This is a genomic window from Meridianimaribacter flavus (genome assembly GCF_004366715.1).
Classification (GTDB): Bacteria; Bacteroidota; Bacteroidia; order Flavobacteriales; family Flavobacteriaceae; genus Gaetbulibacter_B; species Gaetbulibacter_B jejuensis.
Map to the genome: position 1 here is coordinate 85,958 of NZ_SOQZ01000004.1, position 18,087 is coordinate 104,044.

Sequence of the window (18,087 nt, forward strand, 5' to 3'; positions counted from 1 at the left end):
ATGAACCATGTGCGAAAATATCCATAGAGAAATTACCCAACTAAAACCCTTTGATGTGTTTTTAGTTATTGATCGAACCAAACCAAGTTTTGATTTTCCAATTCACTTTCACCCAGAGTACGAACTTAATTTTATTAGAAATGGTAAAGGTATACGACGTATTGTTGGTAACAGTATGGAAGAAATTGACGCTATTGAATTGACGCTTATAGGCTCAAACCTAGAACATGGTTGGGAGCATCATAACTGCACAAGTAATGCTGTTGATGAAATAACCATTCAGTTTCATGATTGGTTGTTTACTGATGAATTGCTGAACCTAAATGCGTTTAAAGCCATTAAACAATTGTTCTTAAGAGCGAAGGAAGGCATAAATTTTTCAACAGAAACTGCTTTAAAACTTGAAAAACAGCTTACCTCTTTAGCTGAACACAATAATATTAATGATTATTTTGAATTGTTTTCAATACTTCAAACATTGGCTGACAGTGATGACTATAGACTACTCAATACTGACAACGATGTTGAAATAAGCGAATACGAAAACAGTAAAAAAATACAATTGGTACATGACTTTGTACATAATAATTATCACCAAAAAATTTCGTTAGATGAGATTTCGTGTTTAGTAAATATGAGCACAAGCTCTTTTAATCGTTTTATAAAAAAACGAGCAGGTAAGACTTTTATTAACTACGTAAATGATGTTCGTTTAATTTATGCTACTAAACAGCTTATAAATACTGACATGAGCGTTAGCGAAATTAGTTACAATTGTGGATTTAATAACATATCCAACTTCAACAGGATATTTAAAAAAATTAAAAAAATTACACCAAGTAATTACAGAAACGAGTTTAGTAAAGTCACTCGTTTTTCATCTGAATTACACCAAGTATAATTCATTTATTTATCAGAAGAAGTCTTTAGCGTTCGTGTGTAGCTTTTAATTTGTTTAACCACTTTAGGTGCTAAAATAAGCGTAGAAATCATTGTTGGAAATGCCATTAAAGCAAAGAAACCATCAATTAAATTAATCATCATTGCTAGTGAGGTAGTTGCTCCCATTATGATACTAAGTATATACACTATATTGTAGTAATTTTTGTTTTTAGCTCCAATTAAAAACGATAAACATTTTGTTCCATAATATGAATATGAAAACAAAGATGACACACTAAAAACTATAATACAACACAACAACATGTATTTACCTGTTGAAGCAAATGTTTGTTCAAAAGCTAAAGCTGTGAGGCTTACTCCATTGGCATCGGTGGTTTTCCAAACACCAGTTACCAATATAGCTAAAGCAGTAAGTGTACATACAATAATAGTATCTATAAATGGACCTAACATAGCTACTAAACCTTCACGAACTGGTTGTGATGTTTTAGTTGCTCCATGAGCCATTGGTGCAGTACCAATACCAGCTTCGTTAGAAAAAGCACCTCTACGTATTCCTAAAAGTATAAGTCCGCCAACTACACCTCCTAAAAATGTATCTCCTGTGTAGTGATGAGCTGTAAATGCTTCAGTAAAAATAAGCGAGAAATATTTTGGTACTTCACTCGCATTTAAAATTAAAATTGAAAGCACCATTACAAAATACAACAACACCATAGTAGGTACTAACTTTGAAGCTGTTTTACTAATTCTATTTAATCCACCAATAATTACCAAAGCAGTAAAAAACACCAAAACACCACCTATAACAAGGTTTGAGGTAGTATTCACCTCCACTCCATTTGGTTGTAACAATATATCATTAATAGCTTGCGTAAGCTGATTAACATTAAACACAGGTAATGCACCAACCATACCACAAAAACTAAAAAACACTGCTAAGGGTTTCCAATGTTTGCCTAAACCTTCAACGATAACATACATTGGTCCACCTTGTAAATTGCCTTGACTGTCTTTACCACGATACATAATCGCTAAAGCAGCAGTGAAGAATTTTGTTGACATACCAATAATAGCACTCACCCACATCCAAAACACTGCTCCAGGACCTCCAATAGATATTGCAACAGCAACACCAGCAATATTCCCCATTCCAATTGTGGAAGACAATGCTGTAGTGAGTGCTTGAAAATGTGTAATTTCTCCAGGATCATCAGGATTATCATATTTACCTCTAAGTACACTTAAAGCATGACCAAACAACCGAAAAGGCAAAAACCTTGATAAAATGAGTAAGTACAAACCACCTCCAATTAACAAAATAAGCAATGGTAAGCCCCAAGCATATGAAGCAAAATCTGAAATAAATTGATTGAGTTGTTCCATCAAGTGTTTTAAACAGTACTAAAAGTAATAATTTATTTGAATAGGTAATATTTGTGATTTACAAACTTCAACTTTAAAAGAGAATAAAACCATAGCCATTCAAAGAAAAAACTCATTTTTTTCTTCATTATTCACATAAAATAAATAGTTTTGATTCATTAAATATTAACCCCAAATTTTATATTATGACAAAACTTTACCTAACTTTTTTTGTTATTCTAACATGTACTATTCATGTAAGTTCGCAAATTACTTTTAAGGGCTGTACAGGAATATTAGGAGACCAAGATTTTTACCTATCCAATACAGGTACTACTGATGATTCTGGAGATATTAGAAACACTTACGAAACGCAACCTAGTGACTTTGCCCAAAGTTGTCCTGCAGGTGTTTGTGAATTAAGAATTATATGGAACACATCCCTTGACAGATGGGAAATTCAGCTAGACAATGATGGACCACTAAATACTCCTGATTATACTACAGCAGTGATGTATTACAACACAACACCTTCTTTACCAAACCCTCCAGATTTAACCTTAGGGAGCTGGGTTAACGCTGAAGGTTATTGCCCAGAAACTATTACTACTTTAACAGGAAGCGTACAGGGCAATACATTAGGGAATGATGAAGTTGCTTTAATTAGTAATGTGAGTATATATCCTAATCCTTCAAGCAACTTTATTGTTGTTGATGGCTTGACAAATACTACAACTTTTAATATTTATAATCTTGTTGGTATGAACCTTAAAAATGGTAAAATATCAAATAAAGAAAAACTAAATATTCAAAACTTAAATAACGGAATCTACTTATTAAAATTAGAAAACGGCACTACGTTTAAGTTTATAAAAGAATAACTACTAGCAACTTATAATAACACACACCTATTTCTTATACATAGACCGAAAGGTTTTGTTTGAGAAATAGGTGTTAATAATTTACATCACTTTACATCAGGCATAATTAATAGCCAACTTGTTTTTTAACTTTTTAAAATCCCTATAACTTAAATTAAAACCATGAAACACATTTACTCTGCCTTACTATTTACATTAATCAGTACATTATCATTCTCACAAGTTTTTGACTGGGAAACGGTTGAAGTTGCTGATACTGGAGTTGCTCAAACAGTAGCTGGTATTACAGCTACATTTTCTTCATCTTATTCAAATACTGATGCAACGGCCTTATATGGTAATGGCTTCTCTGGCACTTCAGGTGTTGTTGTATTTACCTATCAAACAGATTCAGGTGATTCTGCAACTGTAAGTTTTAGTTCTCCAGTTGATATAACTTCGATTTATGCTTTTGCTCTTTATGATTATTCTGGAACTCGCACTTGGACCTTTACACCTTCAGGTGGAAGTAACTCAAGTGTTAATCAAGACTTGATATACGAAACAGGATCAGCTGTAACTGTAAATTGGACAAACGTTAATTCTTTTACTATAACTAGTAGCCTTGGTAATGATTCATTTGGTCTTGATGATATCGTATTTTCTGCTGCAACATTAAGCACAAGTGATTTTAGCTTTAATGATAAAGTTGTTTACCCTAACCCTTCCTCAAGTTTTATTCATATTAAAGGCTTAACAGAAATAAGTAACTATAGTATCTTTAACAACCTGGGAGCTGAAGTAATGAATGGTACATTATTAAACACTAACAAAATAGACATTCAAAATTTAAACAATGGTATCTATTTCTTAAAGACTGATAATGGATATACGTTTAAATTCATAAAAGACTAACTGGTAATAAAAATTATAACTTCAATGGCTACAAGGTTCAAAAACTATGTAGCCATTGTTTTTATAAGGCAGCTTTTGTATTTTAACGTAACACAAAACCCAATAACAACCAGCAAATTTTCACCAAAAACATATATATTAGTAGAACTGTAAGTGATTATATTAAGTTTAAAAGCACCTTAAAGCATAAATGCTTTTGTAGCTCATTTAACACAGAACTTTTAAACTCATTAAATTAAAGGCATACTCATAAAACACTATAGTTTTAAAAACACTAAAACCATGAAAAAAATAAAATTTAGCACACAAGTAAATGCCTCTTCGCAAAAGGTATACGAAACTATGTTAGGGCTTAACAATAAAAATACTTATGAGCAATGGACTGCTGAATTTAACCCAACCTCTACATATGAAGGCTGCTGGAACAAAGGTGAAAAAATGTATTTTGTTGGAACTGATGAAAACGGAAAAAAAGGTGGAATGATTTCAGAAATTGCTGAAAATATCCCATCAAAATTCGTGTCTATTCGTCATTATGGAATTCTTGATGGTGATCATGAAATCACTTCTGGTGAGCAAGTTGAAAAATGGGCTGGAAGCCTCGAAAACTATTCGCTAACAGAAAACAATGGTGTCACTACAGTAGAAGTTGAATTGGATACTGATGATAATTACGCAGATTATTTTAATAACACTTGGCCTAAAGCACTAAACAAACTGAAAGAGATTTCAGAAAACCAATAAAATGAATTCAACACAACAACTCGCTAATCGTTTACGCGAAGTTATTTTAAATGGAACTTGGATAGCTAACACAAATTACAAACACCAGCTAGAAGCTTTAGATTGGACTGTTGCTATTGCCAAAGTAAAATCGCGCAACACTATTGCTGTGTTAGCACAACACATCCATTACTACATTGCTGGTGTAAAACATGCTTTTGAAAGTGGTACGCTAGAAATACGTGATCAATACAGTTTTGATTTTCCTCCAATAGAATCACAAGAGCAATGGAATGCTTTTTTAAATAAATTTTGGACTGATACCGAAGGTCTTATCGAACTAATTGAAAAATTACCTAACAGTAAGCTTAACCAAAATTTTATAGATGAAAAATATGGAACTTACCAACGTAATATTGATGCTATGATAGAACATAGTTACTATCACCTTGGACAAATAGTATTGTTAAAAAAACTATTAGCCTAAATAAGCCAATACATTAGTTTGAATACGCTCTTGTATATTACTTACATCAGCTTTTACAAAAGGTTCTCCTGTAATGTTTTCGTAAAGTTCTATGTAGCGTTCTGAAACACTTGTAATGTACTCATCACTCATTTCAGGAACGGTTTGACCTTCTAAACCTTGAAAATTGTTTGCAATTAACCATTGGCGTACAAACTCTTTTGATAATTGCTTTTGGGCTTCTCCTCTATCCTGACGTTCTTGATAACCGTCAGCATAAAAATATCGTGAAGAATCTGGAGTGTGGATCTCGTCAATCAATACAATCTTTCCGTCTTTGGTTTTTCCAAATTCGTATTTGGTATCTACTAAAATTAATCCTCTTTCAGCAGCAATTTCAGAACCTCTTTTAAAAAGCTTACGTGTATAATCTTCAAGTACTAGGTAGTCTTCTTCTGATACAATTCCGCGTTTTAAAATGTCTTCTCTAGAAATATCTTCGTCATGATCTCCCATTTCAGCTTTTGTAGCTGGTGTAATTATAGGTTCAGGAAATGCATCATTTTCTTTCATCCCTTCAGGCATTGGCACACCACACAACAGTCGTTTTCCAGCTTTGTACTCACGTGCTGCATGACCAGACATATAGCCACGAATAACCATTTCAACCTTAAAAGGATCGCACAAATGACCTACAGCAACATTTGGATCAGGAGTAGCTGTTAGCCAATTAGGAACCAAATCTTCAGTAGCTTTCATCATATTGGTTGCAATCTGATTTAAAATTTGCCCTTTGTAAGGAATTCCTTTAGGCATCACCACATCAAATGCGCTTAACCTATCGGTTGCAATCATTACTAACTGCTCGTCGTTAATATTATAAACTTCTCTAACCTTTCCTTTGTATACACTTTTTTGATTAGGAAAATTAAAATTGGTATCTATTATTGTGTTGTGTGACATTTGCTTTAATTTATCATCATTACATACGATATAATGATAACTCTATTTAATTTTTTGTTGGCTGCGACTAAAAAACTACCAACTTAATTTATTCTCTATTTTCTATGCTCTTGTATGCTGCTATAATCTTTTTTACCAGCTTATGGCGAATAACATCTTTATCGTCTAAAAATATAATACCTACGCCTTCTACATTTTTAAGAATTAACAAGGCTTCTTTAAGTCCTGAAATGGTACGACGTGGTAAATCGATTTGTCCAGGGTCACCAGTTAGTAAAAACTTAGCATTTTTCCCCATACGTGTTAAAAACATCTTCATTTGCGCATGAGTAGTGTTTTGACCTTCGTCTAAAATCACAAATGCATTATCCAAAGTACGTCCACGCATAAAGGCTAAAGGAGCAATTTGTATCGTTCCGTTTTCTATAAAACTAGCCAGTTTTTCTGCAGGTATCATATCACGTAACGCATCATACAACGGTTGCATATAAGGGTCTAATTTTTCTTTTAAATCACCTGGAAGAAATCCAAGATTTTCACCAGCCTCAACAGCAGGTCTTGTTAAAATAATACGTTTTACCTCTTTATTTTTTAATGCCTGAACCGCTAGAGCAACTCCTGTATAGGTTTTACCAGTTCCTGCAGGACCAATGGCAAATACCATATCGTTTTTACGCATGCTTTCAACAAGCTTCCTCTGGTTTAGAGTTTGCGCTTTTATAATTCTTCCTCCAACACCATGAACAATGGTTTCTCCACTTTGTTCAGACGTTGTATAATCGTCACTACTTTGACTGGTAAGTACACGCTCAATAACATTTTCGTCCAACTTATTGTACTTAGCAAAATGAGTCATTAACATGGTCATACGACGGTCAAACTCTTCAAGCAAGTCTTCGTCACCATATGCCTTAATTTTATTTCCTCTAGCTACAATTTTTAATTTTGGGAAGTATTCTTTTAGAAGTTCGATATTTACGTTTTGAGCTCCAAAAAACTCTTTAGGAGTTATTTCTTCTAATTCAATTATAAGTTCATTCAAAAGGTACCTGATTTAATAAATTAATCTGTTTTGTTTTATTAGTTTTGTGTAGTAACAAATCTACACAATTTTAAGCGAGGTTAGATTAAAAAAATATCAACAATTATTACATGGCAATAATCACATTAACAACTGATTTTGGCGAAAAAGACCACTTTGCAGGAGCTATTAAAGGTGCAATTTACAGTGAGCTTCCTGATGTTAGAATTGTTGATATCTCGCATTCTGTTTCTCCTTTTAATGTTCCTGAAGCGGCTTACATTATTCAAAATGCATACAGTAGTTTTCCTAAAGGAACTATTCACCTTATAGGTATCGACTCTGAGTTAAACCCTGAAAACAAGCACATTGCAGTAAAACTAGACGACCATTACTTTATATGTGCCAACAATGGAATAATGAGTATGATATGTGCCGAAATTGCTCCTGAAAAAATTGTGGAGATTAATATCCATGATAAAATTGAAACCAATTTTCCTGTTTTAGATGTGTTTGTAAAAGTAGCTTGCCATATTGCTAGAGGAGGAACGCTTGAAGTGATTGGAAAAGTTATTAACACAATTAAGCCTATTAGAGATTTAGTGCCTTTTGTAAATGATGAAAAAAACCAGATTATTGGTAGTGTTATTTACATTGATAATTATGGCAACGTAGTTACCAATATAAGACGCAAATTTTTTGAATCTATACAAAAAACTCGTGCCTTTGAAATTTCTGCTCGCAACTATAAGTTTAAAGAAATATTGAACAGATATAGCGATGTTGTAAATTTTGACACTCCTGAAGATAAACGTTATGATGAAGGAAAAGGATTGGTTGTTTTTAACTCTTCAGGTTATTTAGAAATTGCGGTTTATAGAAGTAATCCTACTACTGTTGGTAGTGCCTCTACACTTATGGGATTAAGCATGCGAGATACTGTAACGGTTAACTTTTCAAAAACTTAAATATGTTTGTACGAATTGTAAAAATGAGCTTTGAGCCAAAACACATTGATGAATTCTTATCGAACTTTGAGTTAAGTAAACACAATATTAGAGCTTTTGATGGCTGTGAGTTTTTAGAACTTTACAGAGACAAGCACAATACAAACGTATTTTTTACGTATAGTTATTGGAATACCGAAGCCGACTTAGAGCGCTACCGACAATCGAGTTTATTTAAAGGTATTTGGAGTAAAACCAAACCTCTTTTTAATGCAAAACCTGAAGCTTGGAGTGTAGATAAATTGGCAAGTTTAGATTGATAAAATTTGAAAACACCAATTAATTCATCACAGAAACAGAACTAAAAAATTCGTGATTTACTAATAAACTTTTAACTTTCCACTTTAAACTTTTCAACTAAGATAATGCTAGCAATTCTAAAAAAAGAAATTACCTCATTTTTTGCATCACCAGTTGGTTACTTGGTTATCGCTATTTTTTTATTACTCAACGGATTGTTTTTATGGCTCTTTAAAGGTGAATTCAACATTTTAGATAATGGATTTGCTGACCTCAATAGTTTTTTCACTTTAGCACCTTGGATACTTATTTTTCTTGTTCCTGCAGTCACTATGCGTAGCTTTAGTGATGAAAAAAAACAAGGAACACTTGAACTGCTACTCACTAAACCTGTAAGTCATTTACAAATTGTTTTAGGCAAATACGTTGGTGCACTGGTTTTAATACTTATTGCCTTGTTACCAACACTATTATACGTGTATAGTATATACAAACTTGGAAGCCCAGTAGGAAATTTAGATTTAGGAAGTGTTACAGGTTCTTATTTTGGTTTATTACTTATGGCTGCTGCTTACACAGCTATAGGTGTATTTTCTTCAACACTATCAGACAATCAAATTGTAGCTTTTATTATTGCTGTGTTTATTTGCTTCTTCTTTTATTTTGGGTTTGAAGGTTTAGCTAATTTTAATCTTTTTGGTGATGCTTTTCGCCTTGAAAAATTAGGAATGGATGACCATTACAAGAGCATTAGTAGAGGTGTTATTGATACTAGGGATTTACTGTATTTTATAAGTATTATTGTATTGTTTGTACTCATAACTGCTAGACGAATTGGCACAAAAGCCATTGATAAAAAAGAATGGTTACATCTATTGGTATTACCTTTAGGGTTATTGGTTTTAAACCTCTTTACACAGTCAATTTATAAACGTTTCGACTTAACACAAGACCAACGTTATACATTATCAAAAGCAGCACTTAACACTATTGAAAATGTAGATTCTCCTTTAATTATCGATGTGTTTCTTGAAGGCGATTTCCCTTCAGAATTTAGACGTCTTAAAACTGAAACCAAGCAGTTATTGGAAGAGTTTGCGCTTCAAAATAACAACGTTAAATTTAGTTTTATTAATCCTATTGAGAATGAAACAACTCGAGACCAGAACATTCAACAATTAGTACAACGTGGTTTACAACCCTTTCAACTTACCGTAAAAGAGAATGGAAAATCGTCTCAGGAATTAATTTTCCCATGGGCTTTAGCTAGTTACAACGAACAAACCGTAAAAATCCCATTAATAAAAAACAGCATTGGAGTTACTGACCAAGAACGCATCAACAATTCTGTGCAACATTTAGAATATGCTTTTGCCGAAGGATTTAAAAAACTAACCACTGAAAAATCTAAGAAAATAGCCATTTTAAAAGGAAATGGCGAGCTGAATGACATATATATTGCTGATTTTTTAACAAGTATTAAAGAGCATTACAATATTGCTCCTTTTACTATGGATAGTGTTGCTAACCATCCGCAAAAAACCTTAGAGCAATTAAACGGTTTCGATTTAGTAATAGCTGCAAAACCAACTATTCCTTTTACTGAAGACGAAAAATATGTCTTAGACCAATATACTATGAATGGCGGAAAAAGTCTTTGGCTTACCGAATCGGTTATTATGGACAAAGATAGTTTGTTAAACGACTCAGGAAGAGCTATTGCTGTTATTAGAGATTTAAACCTAAATGATTTTTTCTTTAAATATGGTGTTCGCATTAATCCTGTGTTAGTTAACGACATGTATTCTGCTCCAATAACTCTTGCTATTGGAGAAGGTAGTGACGCTCAGTTTCAACCAATACAATGGCAATATTCGCCATTAGCAGCTAGTAATCCAAATCATGCAATAACCAACAACTTAAACTTGGTAAAGTTTGATTTTGCAAGCCAAATAGATACTTTAAAAAACGATGATATTTCAAAAACTGTTTTATTACGTAGCTCTCAACTAACCAAGCTAGATGGTGTACCAAGAGAAATAAGTTTAGATATTGTTACCCAAGAACCTAACCCTAAAACATATACTAAAGGATTACAACCACTAGCTGTATTATTAGAAGGTGAATTTACGTCGGTTTATAACAATAGAGTAAAGCCTTTTAATCTTTCTAATGATAGAACAAAGAGTGATTCTACTAAAATTATTGTCATTGCTGATGGTGACGTTATTAAAAATGATGTAGTAAGAAACAAACCGCAACAATTAGGTTTTGATCGTTGGACAGGTGAAAGTTTTGGAAACAAGGAGTTTTTAGAAAATGCTGTTAACTACCTTTTAGATGACAATAAACTTATAGATATTAGAACAAAAGAAATTGCTATAGCTTTCTTAGATTCCAAAAAAATTGAAGAACAAAAAACAAAATGGCAATTTATAAATATTGCTTTGCCTCTACTCCTTTTAGGTATTTTTGGTTTTGTCTTTAATTACTTAAGACGAAAAAAATACGTATAAAAAAAGCGACCCAAAAGGTCGCTTTTTTATTTTATTGAGAGTTGTTCGTTATTTAACCATTAGTTTTTTAACTCCTTTTTGTTGACCATTTATTACTTCAACAAAATACATTCCGCTAGATAAGTTTTCTACACTTACAAGTTTACGCTCATTAGTATTAAATGATTTTGAAATCAATAAACGACCATTAATATCATAAACACCTACTTTAACATTTTCTTGTTGATTTAACAAAGTAAACTCAAAATGATTTTTAGCAGGATTAGGATAAATTGCAAATCCTTCTAGTTCTTTATCAGCAACACTTAAAGGTCCTGCAGTACTACATAATTCAAGTGAGAAACTATTTAAAAACCCACCATCTTCATCATAACCATCATTAACTGTAAGTGTCCAATCACCAGCTGCATTTTCTCCTATAAATGGAGTCAATAAATTTTGAGGTTGCATTGTTCCTGAAAGTGCTGGTACTGTTCCTGAACAAGAAAACTCAACACCCGAATCATCAAAAGTTACATTTGTATCGTCTAAATCATCACAAGCGTTACTAAACAACACAACAGAAGTACCTGATGGACTAGTTAAACTAACCGTTAAATCACCCATCCAAGTATGTGATAAATTAACTGTCACATTAATATCACCAACTAAAATATCTTGACCTGCTGGTACATTTATAACCGATGTAACCGTATTTGGCACAGTATCTATAGGTTGTGGGTTATCATTTGCAGTAGATGAAATAGAACAATTAACAGCTTCAGTAGTAAAAGAAGAAGACACAAAATTAGCATCAACACAATCAGAGAATGCCATAACTCTCCAGTAATATTGTGTGTTACTATTCAATGCCGGAACACTAACAGTGTTTGCTTCTACTGTATCTTCAAAAATTAGAGTACTAAAGTCAGAAAGCTCAGAAACTTCAACTTTATAACCACTAGCACCACTAACTGCGTCCCAAGTTAATCCAGGATATATGTAAACACCTGACTCTCCTGCGCTAGGGTAATTTAATGTTACATCACTAATAGGGTCAGCGCTTAATACTTCAATTTCCATTTGTCTTGTCTTAGTATCAGAAGTACCAGTAGCAACAACATCAAAGGAATAAGTACCAGGAGTCACTGAGTCTAAACCAGATATTTCTAAAGTAAAGTCTTCATCGGCAGTGATTACACTAGGAGTAAATGTTGCCACTGCCCCTGCTGGTAATCCAGTAGCTGACAGTGTTGTTGGCCCATTGTAAGTGTCACTTGATGAATAGTTAAAGTAATAATCTCCAACTTCATCTGCACAAAAAGTTTTTGTAATATTTTCAGGAGTGAATGCAAAATCTGATTCAGAAATCCCTGTTACGATTAATGCAAAATCTTGATTTCCTGAATCTAAAGTCCCTTTATGATTTACAATGATTGTATAATCTCCAGAAGGAACATCTATTTCAACTTTTTCAACATTATCAACATTATTCACGCTTCTAATTGCAGGAGAAGTATAACTAAATGCACTTAAAGCCCAAGGATAAGTTGTATTATTACTAGCATCTACGACTCTTAAATCTAAATCATTAACTAGTCTAGGTGTAGTATCATCTACCGTAGTACCCTGTACTGTACCTGCAGGATCAGTCCAAGCAATTGTAACCACTAAAGGCTCTGTTCCTAATGCTGTTACTGACTTTGTGAATGTTGCTCCATCGGCAAGACTGTTCTCTTCAATTAAAGACTGAAATTCTTCTTCTAAAATTGTAATAGCTGCTGTTTCACAATCTAATAATCCCCAACCAAATTGATAATCTGGACCAGGAAAAACACCTGCTTCAGAAGCTGTATGAATTGCTAAAGCTCTTAATGTTGAAGACTTCATGAAATTACCATGAATATCACTGTAAAGCTCTTGGAGTAACCCTAAAGAACCTGAAACACTTGGTGTAGCCATAGATGTACCATTCATACTACCATATGCAGTATTAGAAGTAGCTACAGATGAATATGTGTTAACTCCCTTAGCTGAGATGTCTGGTTTTATTCTTCCATCATCTGTTGGTCCCCAACTACTAAAACTTGACATCACAACACTTGAAGGTCCTGTATAATTATTAACTTGGTTTACAGCAGCAACTGTAATTCCGTTTTTAGAGACTCCTCTATCAGTTAATAAATCATAACCATTATCTCCAGTATTGTAACCTGCGTTTCTATCATTTCCGGCAGAAAAAACTGCAGTATAGTAAGGTGCATTGTATAATATGTTATCTACTTGAACTGCTAAATTATCATATCTACCAAAATAGTATGTTGGTAAAAATTCAGCATTAAGTCCATAAGAATGATTAGAAATTAACAACCCATTTGCTGCGGCAGTAGTCATTTCTGATAGATCGTTATCAAAGTCATACGCATTTAGACTAGCTCTAAACGCCATACCTCTAGCTTGACCACTTGCTGGCACATTAGATCCAATCATTGTTCCTGACACATGCGTTGCATGGTTAGACAATGTTGTTGATCCATCTTGTTGAGTAACTCTATCAACTAATAACTCATGCGTATCCAAAACTTTTCCACCATCCCAAACACCTAGAGTCATTCCTGTACCTTCAACAGATAAATTTAGTCCTCCACTTGGACCTGTGTAGAGCTTATTTGCTCTAACCGTAACTCCAGCTCCTCTATTGTCTGTTGACAAATAAAGTAAAGTTCCATCTTCTAAAACTTTATGCAACTTTGACATACCTCCATTTTCTGTAAAAATTACAGTTGGTAAATTGTTTTCCATAGCATAGACTCTAGCTGCCTTTAAATCATTTTCAAAAGCTAACGAAAATTCATTCGCCATTTGTGAAAGTAATGCATGGTCATAAGTAGCGATAATTTCTCTTTTTTGTTCATCAGTTTGGGCTGTTAAGAAATTAAAACTAACAAAAGAGAGCATTAGCATTAATTTATACCCGAAAGTATTTTTATACATTTTTCATTTTTTTAAGCGTATAAATATACCACATAATATTATAATCACAATACTTTTTATGTTAACGAGAATCTAAAATTCTGGTTAAGAAATACAAAAAATTTACTTGTTAATAAAAATGTATAACTAAGGCTTACAATTATCACTTTAATAAAATATATTTGCTTAAATATTCATAACGATAAAAATTTAAAGCAATTTCATGAAGTTTATAGTATCGAGTACGTATTTGCTTAAACAATTACAAGTTTTAGGTGGAGTAATTAACAACTCTAACACACTTCCAATTTTAGATAATTTTTTGTTTGAACTTGAAAACTCAAAATTAACGGTTTCAGCTAGTGATTTAGAAACCACAATGTCATCAGTAATTGATGTTGAAAGTGACAGTAATGGTAGTATAGCCTTACCTGCACGATTACTATTGGATACCTTAAAAACGTTCCCTGAGCAACCATTAACGTTTGTTGTTGAAGATAACAACACAGTTGAGATTAGCTCTAACCATGGTAAGTATGCTTTAGCTTATGCTGAAGGAAACGAATTTCCTAAAGCTGTTGAATTAGAAGATCCAAGTACAACTATGGTTTCTGGTGAGATACTAGCAACTGCTATTAGTAAAACTATTTTTGCTGCTGGAAATGACGATTTAAGGCCTGTTATGAGTGGTGTATTCTTTCAGTTTTCAACAGACGGTTTAACCTTTGTTGCTACTGATGCTCACAAATTAGTTAAATACACTAGAGAAGATGTTAAAGCAAATCAAGTTGCTGAATTTATCATGCCTAAAAAACCTTTAAATCTTTTAAAAGGAATTTTAGCTACAAGTGATGATGATGTAAAAATTGAGTATAACGATTCAAATGCTAAATTTACTTTTGAAAACTCTGAATTAGTTTGCCGTTTAATTGATGGTAAATATCCTAACTATGAGGCTGTAATACCAAAAGAAAACCCTAACAAATTAAGTATTGATAGAACACAGTTTTTAAACTCTGTTAAACGTGTTAGTATTTTCTCAAATAAAACAACACATCAAATTCGCTTAAAAATTGCAGGAGCTGAATTAAACATTTCTGCCGAAGATATTGATTACTCAAACAAAGCTGAAGAACGCCTAACATGTGACTACCAAGGTGATGACATGCAAATAGGTTTTAACTCTCGCTTTTTAACTGAAATGTTAACAAACTTAAATGCTGACGAAGTACAATTAGAAATGAGCTTACCTAACAGAGCAGGTATTTTAACGCCTGTTGATGGTTTAGACGAAGGCGAACAAATTACTATGCTTGTTATGCCTGTGATGTTAAATAGCTAGTCTTTTCAAATTAATTATATCATATATAAAAAGCGCTTACATTGGTAAGCGCTTTTTTTGTGTTAAAATTATAGTCCCTCTTTTATAATTAATAGTAACACTTTTAATTATTAGTATCATCCAAATAGATGAATGAGCCATTATACGTTCCTGATACCAATACACCATCAGCTCTCTCAAATTCAAGAGACAAAGTAATATTATCTACTGAGTAGTCAATTACTGTTATATGTCCTGATGTTACTTCTAAATCAGCGTTACTTCCACTTTTATAAAATTGACTGAAACCGTTTTCAAATTCAGAATTAAAAACATCTCCATTAACAATAAATTCTAAACTATAAATGTCATCTAGATCGTAAGTTTCTCCAGGAGTAAGATCAAAATGATTGATTCTTGCAGTAAAATAATCGACATTATTTAGTGTTGTTCCTGAAAAAGAAGCATTAATTTCTGCTTCAGTTTTATTTGTTAAACTTAAAAAAACCGAATTAAATGATGGCTCTACTAATGCTGCTTTCATCTCAAAAGAAGATTCACCAACTTTAATAAAATTACTTTCTGAAGTATTGGAATCATCATCAGATGAACAAGAAGTCAATACAATAGTAAACATTACGAGTATGATTGTTTTTAAATATTTCATAGTTTTTGTTTTGAATAGTTTTTTAAAAAAAGCGCCCACAAAAGTGAGCGCTAAATCAAGTTGATATAACATCAACTTAGTTTCTAAGAAACTTCTGATTAATAGTTCTTTTAGATGTTTTAATTTGAATCATGTATAATCCTGAAGGTAAATTAGCTACATTAATTCCATTATTAACTTCATTTACTTGCTTTACTAACTGTCCGCTAATAGTGTAAATAAACACGTTCTCAACTTGCTCTGTAGATTTAATAAATAACCTGTCACTTACAGGGTTTGGGTATAGTTTTACTGAATTTGTATTTAAAGACAAATCATCAATTCCTAATGTTGAATCATATTCAAAAGCACCAAGGTCTATTGTACTGTTAAATATTCTATCATTACCTGATAAATCTAAATCGCCAAATAAAGTAGTATCATATAAAGAATTATTTCCTTGGTCTATAATGTAAGACGAGCTTGATGTTGGTTTATAATCTGCACTTAAATTAAGAGACACAGTGTTTGGATCTAAATCTTGAACATTATTAAATGATGGTGCTGCATAAGCTCCAGATGCGCCTCCGTTGTTTGTAATTTGAGTTATTGAATTATTAATTACTAATTCATAATGATTTCCCTGAGTACCAAAAGAAATATCTCTATCTGCGTAAGTTCCATTTAACGTATTGCCAAAGAAGATAGAGTTGTTTATCTCTAAATGTCCCCAAGTATTTTCAGATCCCATGATAATAGCCTGACCATAAGATGTATTATTGACGTTTACTACATTATTATTTATAAAAGATGAATTAGTTATTATTAAATCTAATTCTCTGTAGTTTGTAAATGACCCATCAGGAATTCTATATGCATTGATAACAGAAAACTTGGTTTGGTTATCAGCAAACAGTACGTTAGAAAAATCTGCATAAATATCATTAAAACGATCTGTATGTAATAAAATAATACTTTGCCCCACACTTACATTGTTTGTAAAACTTACGTTGTAAAGTTTGAAATTATCTTTTAGTCCAATACCTTTTATTAAAAAATCATTACTATAGTTATTTTTAAAGCTACAGTTTTTTATGCTCAAGTTTTCAATCCAAGTAGAAGCACCATAATATTTTGAATAAATAACTCCATTATCTTCAGTATGCGCGTTACTTGATGTATCATAAATATTTTCTAAAATAAAACCATCGATAGTAATGTTTGTAGCATCAACTACAATTAATCTATCGGCATTATCAGATTTATTAGAAGTAAAATCACCATCAACGTCATCGCCATTCATATCACCTGTAATAACAGTCGCATTAGTTGTATTTATTAGTGTTAAATCTCTATCTGACAGTTGAGTTTCAGTACCATCAAAACCACCGAAAATAGAAATACTAGTATCATTTATTTCTAAAGGCGTGTTTTGAGCTGTTGGCTTATAAATACCTTTTGCTACCCAAATATTTCTATTAGGACCAGCTACAGCTAGTGCTGCATCAATTGTTGTGTATGCATCAATCCACGAACTTCCGTCATTTGCTCCAGTTGCATTCGCATCTACATAAACAGGTCCATAATTACAATTTGAAGAATAACTAGAGTTTGCATCTCTTGTCCATCCTTGTGCGTACTGACCAGCATTAGTATACGAAGGTGTGTAATTAGGATCATGTTGAATACACGTTAAATTTGGGTTTCCATAAGATTTCATGTATGTAAAATTAGGATTGTTACCATTAGCTAAATTTAATTCTACCAACTGATTATTTTGACAATGAATTTGATTTAATGTTGGAATATTACTAACATCTATTGTTGTTATTTGGTTATTTGCACAATGTAATCGTGTTAAACTGGTGTTGTTACTAACATCTAATGATGTTAGTATATTTGAATATACTTCTAATGTAGTTATATTTACAAAAGCTTCAATTCCTGTTAAGTCTGTAATTCCTAGACTTGTAGCCGATATTGTTCCTGTAAAAGCTTGCGCTTCAGCTACCGAAATTTCTGTATCAGAATTTGTATTAATAGCAGTATTGTTTAACAAATAATTTTTAAAGTTGAAATCTGGAATGTTTACGTTTTGAGCGAAAATTGCAGAAACACCCAAACATAAATAGGTTGTAAATAAGAGTAATGTTTTTTTCATTGTAGTTGAGATTTGTTTTTATTTTCAA

15 protein-coding genes are annotated in these 18,087 nt (G+C 32.4%); 9 read left to right on the forward strand and 6 right to left on the reverse strand.

The features are described from left to right. Positions 1–7 precede the first annotated feature (7 nt). On the forward strand, positions 8–901 hold the full coding sequence (locus tag A8975_RS09495; RefSeq protein WP_129760706.1) for an AraC family transcriptional regulator: 894 nt from the start codon (positions 8–10) through the stop codon (positions 899–901). Positions 902–906: 5 nt separating this feature from the next. Here the strand turns inward: A8975_RS09495 and A8975_RS09500 are convergent, their stop codons facing one another. Continuing rightward, a complete protein-coding gene (locus A8975_RS09500; RefSeq protein ID WP_134200088.1) occupies positions 907–2,289 on the reverse strand; it encodes an alanine/glycine:cation symporter family protein in 1,383 nt (460 codons plus the stop codon). Between the two features lie 185 nt (positions 2,290–2,474). Between A8975_RS09500 and A8975_RS09505 the strand changes: the two genes are divergently transcribed. From A8975_RS09505 to A8975_RS09520, 4 genes are all read left to right on the forward strand, one after another. Beyond that, positions 2,475–3,149 (forward strand): T9SS type A sorting domain-containing protein, encoded by a 675-nt coding sequence (locus A8975_RS09505; RefSeq protein WP_134200090.1) that lies wholly within the window; start codon positions 2,475–2,477, stop codon positions 3,147–3,149. Positions 3,150–3,311: 162 nt separating this feature from the next. Further along, positions 3,312–4,043 (forward strand): T9SS type A sorting domain-containing protein, encoded by a 732-nt coding sequence (locus tag A8975_RS09510; protein WP_134200092.1) that lies wholly within the window; start codon positions 3,312–3,314, stop codon positions 4,041–4,043. A 282-nt stretch (positions 4,044–4,325) separates the two neighbouring features. Next, the gene (locus tag A8975_RS09515) at positions 4,326–4,787 is read left to right on the forward strand and encodes an SRPBCC domain-containing protein (protein WP_134200094.1); all 462 of its coding nucleotides are present in this window, start codon (positions 4,326–4,328) and stop codon (positions 4,785–4,787) included. 1 nt (position 4,788) lies between these two features. Next, on the forward strand, positions 4,789–5,253 hold the full coding sequence (locus A8975_RS09520) for a DUF1572 family protein (protein ID WP_131507396.1): 465 nt from the start codon (positions 4,789–4,791) through the stop codon (positions 5,251–5,253). Here the strand turns inward: A8975_RS09520 and A8975_RS09525 are convergent. After that, entirely contained in the window at positions 5,245–6,195 is a 951-nt protein-coding gene (locus tag A8975_RS09525) for a phosphoribosylaminoimidazolesuccinocarboxamide synthase (protein ID WP_131507398.1), read from the reverse strand. The two genes, A8975_RS09520 and A8975_RS09525, sit on opposite strands and share 9 nt — an antisense overlap. An 88-nt stretch (positions 6,196–6,283) precedes the next feature. After that, entirely contained in the window at positions 6,284–7,237 is a 954-nt protein-coding gene (locus tag A8975_RS09530) for a PhoH family protein (protein ID WP_131507400.1), read from the reverse strand. 110 nt (positions 7,238–7,347) lie between these two features. Between A8975_RS09530 and A8975_RS09535 the strand changes: the two genes are divergently transcribed. From A8975_RS09535 to gldG, 3 genes are all read left to right on the forward strand, one after another. After that, the gene (locus tag A8975_RS09535) at positions 7,348–8,184 is read left to right on the forward strand and encodes an S-adenosyl-l-methionine hydroxide adenosyltransferase family protein (protein ID WP_134200096.1); all 837 of its coding nucleotides are present in this window, start codon (positions 7,348–7,350) and stop codon (positions 8,182–8,184) included. A 2-nt stretch (positions 8,185–8,186) separates the two neighbouring features. Then, on the forward strand, positions 8,187–8,483 hold the full coding sequence (locus A8975_RS09540; protein ID WP_131507404.1) for a putative quinol monooxygenase: 297 nt from the start codon (positions 8,187–8,189) through the stop codon (positions 8,481–8,483). 105 nt (positions 8,484–8,588) lie between these two features. Beyond that, positions 8,589–10,979 carry a gliding motility-associated ABC transporter substrate-binding protein GldG gene (gene gldG, locus A8975_RS09545; RefSeq protein ID WP_134200098.1) on the forward strand — a complete coding sequence of 797 codons (2,391 nt, stop codon included), beginning with the start codon at positions 8,589–8,591 and terminating at the stop codon, positions 10,977–10,979. A 48-nt stretch (positions 10,980–11,027) separates the two neighbouring features. Here the strand turns inward: gldG and A8975_RS09550 are convergent, their stop codons facing one another. Next, a complete protein-coding gene (locus tag A8975_RS09550) occupies positions 11,028–13,952 on the reverse strand; it encodes a S8 family serine peptidase (RefSeq protein ID WP_134200100.1) in 2,925 nt (974 codons plus the stop codon). A 202-nt stretch (positions 13,953–14,154) separates the two neighbouring features. On the opposite strand from A8975_RS09550, the gene dnaN reads away from it, so the two are divergent. Further along, a complete protein-coding gene (dnaN, locus tag A8975_RS09555) occupies positions 14,155–15,273 on the forward strand; it encodes a DNA polymerase III subunit beta (RefSeq protein WP_134200102.1) in 1,119 nt (372 codons plus the stop codon). Between the two features lie 103 nt (positions 15,274–15,376). Here the strand turns inward: dnaN and A8975_RS09560 are convergent, their stop codons facing one another. Together A8975_RS09560 and A8975_RS09565 are read right to left on the reverse strand one after the other, a co-directional pair. Next, complete coding sequence (locus A8975_RS09560; protein ID WP_134200104.1) at positions 15,377–15,919, reverse strand: hypothetical protein; 543 nt, start codon at positions 15,917–15,919, stop codon at positions 15,377–15,379. 76 nt (positions 15,920–15,995) lie between these two features. After that, a complete protein-coding gene (locus A8975_RS09565) occupies positions 15,996–18,059 on the reverse strand; it encodes a T9SS type A sorting domain-containing protein (protein WP_134200106.1) in 2,064 nt (687 codons plus the stop codon). Positions 18,060–18,087: the final 28 nt, after the last annotated feature.

Bases quoted from the DNA above. Each gene is read 5' to 3' on its own strand.
- A8975_RS09540 (WP_131507404.1), top strand. From the start codon at position 8,187: ATGTTTGTACGAATTGTAAAAATGAGCTTTGAGCCAAAACACATTGAT.
- A8975_RS09510 (WP_134200092.1), top strand. From the start codon at position 3,312: ATGAAACACATTTACTCTGCCTTACTATTTACATTAATCAGTACATTA.
- gldG (WP_134200098.1), top strand. From the start codon at position 8,589: ATGCTAGCAATTCTAAAAAAAGAAATTACCTCATTTTTTGCATCACCA.
- A8975_RS09535 (WP_134200096.1), top strand. From the start codon at position 7,348: ATGGCAATAATCACATTAACAACTGATTTTGGCGAAAAAGACCACTTT.
- A8975_RS09505 (WP_134200090.1), top strand. From the start codon at position 2,475: ATGACAAAACTTTACCTAACTTTTTTTGTTATTCTAACATGTACTATT.
- A8975_RS09560 (WP_134200104.1), bottom strand. From the start codon at position 15,919: ATGAAATATTTAAAAACAATCATACTCGTAATGTTTACTATTGTATTG.
- A8975_RS09520 (WP_131507396.1), top strand. From the start codon at position 4,789: ATGAATTCAACACAACAACTCGCTAATCGTTTACGCGAAGTTATTTTA.
- dnaN (WP_134200102.1), top strand. From the start codon at position 14,155: ATGAAGTTTATAGTATCGAGTACGTATTTGCTTAAACAATTACAAGTT.
- A8975_RS09565 (WP_134200106.1), bottom strand. From the start codon at position 18,059: ATGAAAAAAACATTACTCTTATTTACAACCTATTTATGTTTGGGTGTT.
- A8975_RS09515 (WP_134200094.1), top strand. From the start codon at position 4,326: ATGAAAAAAATAAAATTTAGCACACAAGTAAATGCCTCTTCGCAAAAG.
- A8975_RS09550 (WP_134200100.1), bottom strand. From the start codon at position 13,952: ATGTATAAAAATACTTTCGGGTATAAATTAATGCTAATGCTCTCTTTT.
- A8975_RS09500 (WP_134200088.1), bottom strand. From the start codon at position 2,289: ATGGAACAACTCAATCAATTTATTTCAGATTTTGCTTCATATGCTTGG.
- A8975_RS09495 (WP_129760706.1), top strand. From the start codon at position 8: ATGTGCGAAAATATCCATAGAGAAATTACCCAACTAAAACCCTTTGAT.
- A8975_RS09525 (WP_131507398.1), bottom strand. From the start codon at position 6,195: ATGTCACACAACACAATAATAGATACCAATTTTAATTTTCCTAATCAA.